We start from the raw sequence: 3,943 nt of genomic DNA, 5'->3' as shown, positions 1-3,943 counted from the left end.
CCCGCCGTCGTCGTCGCGGCTCCCGAGGCGCGCCGTCGTCGTCGTCATGTTTCCGTGGCGCCCGCCGTCGTCGTCACGATTCCCATGGCCCGCCGTTTCGCCGGGCCGGTGCCGGCCGGCCGGTACCGGTAACAACTGGGGGACAGGGCCGCAGCCGTTCTAGACTGGAGTCACCCCCATCTATACGCACGGCCATCACCATGCTTGCAGCGAAGGAACACCCCTGTGGAAAAACCAGTAGTCCTGCTGGCGGAGGAACTCTCCCCGGCGACCATCGAAGCCCTCGGGCCCGACTTCGAGATCCGGCAGACCGATGGAGCCGACAGGTCCCAGCTGCTGGCCGCGATTGCCGACGTCGACGCCATCCTGGTCCGCTCCGCCACCAAGGTGGACGCCGAGGCCATTGCCGCGGCCAAGAACCTGAAGGTCATCGCCCGCGCCGGCGTGGGCCTGGACAACGTGGACATCAAGGCCGCCACCCAGGCCGGCGTCATGGTCGTGAACGCCCCGACCTCCAACATCGTCTCCGCCGCTGAACTGACCGTCGGCCACATCCTGGCCCTGGCCCGCCACATCCCCGCCGCGAACGCCTCGCTCAAGGGCGGCGAGTGGAAGCGCTCCAAGTACACCGGCACCGAGATCTACGAGAAGAAGATCGGCATCATCGGCCTGGGCCGCATCGGCGCCCTGATCGCCGCGCGCATGCAGGCGTTCGAGACCCAGATCCTGGCCTACGACCCGTACGTGACCAGCGCCCGCGCCGCCCAGCTGGGCGTGCAGCTGGTCAGCCTGGACGAGCTGCTGGAGCAGTCCGACTTCATCACCATCCACATGCCGAAGACCCCGGAGACGGTGGGCATGATCGGTGCCGCCGCCTTCGAAAAGATGAAGCCCACAGCCTGCGTGGTCAACGTGGCCCGCGGCGGCCTGATCGACGAAGCCGCGCTCTACGACGCGCTGAAGGAAGGCAAGATCGCCGGCGCCGCCATCGACGTCTTCGTCACCGAGCCGAGCACCGACCTGCCGTTCTTCGAACTGGAGAACGTGGTGGTCACCCCGCACCTGGGCGCCTCCACCGAGGAAGCGCAGGAGAAGGCCGGCATCTCCGTGGCCAAGTCCGTGCGCCTGGCGCTGGCCGGGGAACTGGTGCCCGACGCCGTGAACGTGGCCGGCGGCGTGATCGCCCCGGACGTCCGCCCGGGCATCCCGCTGATCGAAAAGCTCGGCCGGATCTTCACCGCGCTGACCCACGATTCGGTGACCCAGATCGACGTCGAAGTGGCCGGCGAGATCGCCGAGCTGGACGTGAAGGCGCTGGAACTGGCCGCGCTCAAGGGCGTCTTCCGGGACGTCGTCTCCGAGCAGGTCTCCTACGTCAACGCCCCCGTGCTGGCCGAGCAGCGCGGCATCAACACCCGCCTGATCACCACCACGGAGTCTGAAGAGTACCGCAACGTGCTCACCATCCGCGGCGCCCTGTCGGACGGTTCCCAGATCTCCGTCTCCGGCACGCTGACCGGCCCCAAGCAGATCCAGAAGATCGTGGCCATCAACGGCTACGAGGTGGAAATGCCGATCAGCGAACACGTGATCGTCTTCCTCTACGAGGACCGTCCGGGCGTCATCGGCACCCTGGGCCGGCTGCTGGGCGAGCAGGACATCAACATCGCCGGCATGCAGGTGGCCCGCAACGACGCCAGCAAGCAGGCGTTGGCCGTGCTGACCGTGGACAGCGCCCTGCCGCAGGACCTGCTGGAAAGGCTCAGCGCGGAGATCGGCGCCGTCGTGGCCCGCGAAGTCGACCTGCAGGACTGACTCTCGCCGCGCGGTAAAGCGCGCCCGGTCCCTGCTGTTCCCCCCGGGGCCGGGCGGGCTTTACGCAGACCCGCGGGTCGATTCCTCGCCTGCGCTCACCTCGTGAGAACCTTAATGCCGGGTCAATTCGACCTCTGGCCTTTTTGCTGCCGTATGGAGTGATTCTGTGGAAATCCGGTTCAACGCTGCGTCACGCTTCATGCGCAGCCGTTCGCTCGTGGTGACGGTCGCCGTCCTGATCGCGGCAATGGTCCTTTCCATTTTCGTCCAGGGTCGGGCACAGGCATCGCTGACCCGGATCGTCGACGCCAACACCCGCGGCGTGTACGACATCCTGGTCCTGCCCGAGGGCACCGCGGGCGACGAACTGCGCCAGCCGGACTTCCTCAGCGGCAACGGCGGCATCGCCGCGTCGGATCTGGAGCAGGTCCGGGGGATCGACGGCGTCTCCGTCGCCGCCCCGATTTCGCTCGTGTCCAAGGTGGTCCAGGACATCGAGTTCCCGCAGCTGAAGGCCACCGATTATGTCGGCTACAACCCGAACATCGAGCAGTACCTCAAGGGCCAGGGCATCAAGGACGCCGTGCCGAAGGAAGAGTGGCCGGCGCCGGATTCCGTCTTCAACGAAGAACCGACGAACTACCGGATCACCGCCAAGGCCGTCAGCTCCGACGGCCTGACGGACACCGTCCTCTTTGAAACAGCCGCCGAGGGTTCCCTGGGCCAGGCGAAGCTGGAGGAGCTGAAAGTACCCGGCGGCACCAGCCTGCGCACCGTGGCCCCCAAGGGCGAAACCGGCATCAAGTTCCCGGACCCGGCCGGCGGCAGCATGCACGGCGATTTCGACACCACCATCGCGCTGCCCATGCTCCCGCAGATCACCGAGACGGTGGTTGCCGTGGACCCGGCGGCCGAATCCGCGCTGCTCGGCGAGGCCGGCGACTTCCTGGCCCCGCTCAAGCAGGCACCGGAACCGACCGACCGCAACGCCCAGGAACTGGGCCAGCACTTCTCCTCGCAGTTCGGCATGGGCATGTTCTCCGAGGGCGGCGAAGGCGCCGCCATCGACGGGCACCCGTTCGAGTTCTGGAGCCCGTTCTTTGTCCAGTACCAGAACGCGGTGGAAGCCGGCACGCTGGACGAGGAATCCCAGGTCATCCCCATGGTGGTCCGTTCCGGCACCGACCTGGACCTGACCTACTCGGTCACCATCGAAGAACTGGACGACGCCGGCAACACTGTCTCGGAGGTCGGCACCGTCAGCAAGGAGCTGGGGGAGGGCTACCTGCCCTTCGCCTCCAGCAAGCCCTTCCAGCTGCGCTGGCCCGGCGGCGAGGACTACAACTACCTGCTGGGCTCCGGCGGCGTCCAGATGGTCGCCGGCCTGCACCAGCCGCCGGTGTGGACCACGGACTTCATGTCCAACCCGGAGTTCACCGCCGGGGACGCCGCCAGCGACGGGAGCGCGGAGCAGACCGCCACGCCGCAGGGTTGGATCCAGGTCAACAAGCTGCCGGAGAAGACCCTCCAGTGGCAGCTGGAACCGGACCAGAGCCAGCGGGAACCGGTGGAAGAGCAGTCCTACCGCAGCACCGTGGATTCCGGCGGCGAATCCGCCACTCCGCTGCCCTTCGTCTACGGCACCTTCGACGCGTCCGCGGTGCGCGAGGCCGCCGGCGACGTGAACTACCTGCCGTTGGGCGGGTACGACCCGACGCCGGTGACCATCACCGAAGACGCCGAGGGCAACAACGTCGACGACACCGTGATGAAGCCGGGCCTCAGCGGCGCCGGCCTGTCCGTGCAGTCCGCGGGCGCCATCACCGACTTCGCCGGACTGGCCGCCGTCCGCGGCACGAGCGCCGAGGAGCCTGTCATCGACGCGGTCCGCGTCCGCGTCGACGCCGCCGGCTCGTGGGCCGACGCCGAAGACCAGATCAACGCCGTGGCCGCCGCGATCGAGGACCTCGGCCTGCAGACCCAGGTGGTGGCCGGCTCGGCCCGCGAAGACGTGTCCATCTACGTGCCGGACTACCACAAGGACGCCTCCGGCACGGTCAGCGACCTCGGCACCGTGCAGCAGTCCTGGGTCCGCCAGGGCGCGGCCGGCGAGGTGCAGGGCGCCCTG

The 3,943-nt window shown here is 68.2% G+C and carries 2 protein-coding genes; both read left to right on the top strand.

What is annotated here, in order from left to right; genetic code table 11:
- Positions 1-225 precede the first annotated feature (225 nt).
- Positions 226-1,815 carry a phosphoglycerate dehydrogenase gene (gene serA / locus AC5RUJ_RS12370; RefSeq protein ID WP_494000032.1) on the top strand — a complete coding sequence of 530 codons (1,590 nt, stop codon included), beginning with the start codon at positions 226-228 and terminating at the stop codon, positions 1,813-1,815.
- Positions 1,816-1,981: 166 nt separating this feature from the next.
- The coding region (locus AC5RUJ_RS12365; RefSeq protein WP_494155925.1) for an ABC transporter permease at positions 1,982-3,943 on the top strand (1,962 nt) is incomplete at its 3' end.

This window comes from Arthrobacter sp. Y3223164, assembly GCF_059091005.1.
The sequence above is the reverse complement of the archived record's forward strand: the minus strand, read 5'-3'. Positions and strand labels throughout refer to the sequence as shown.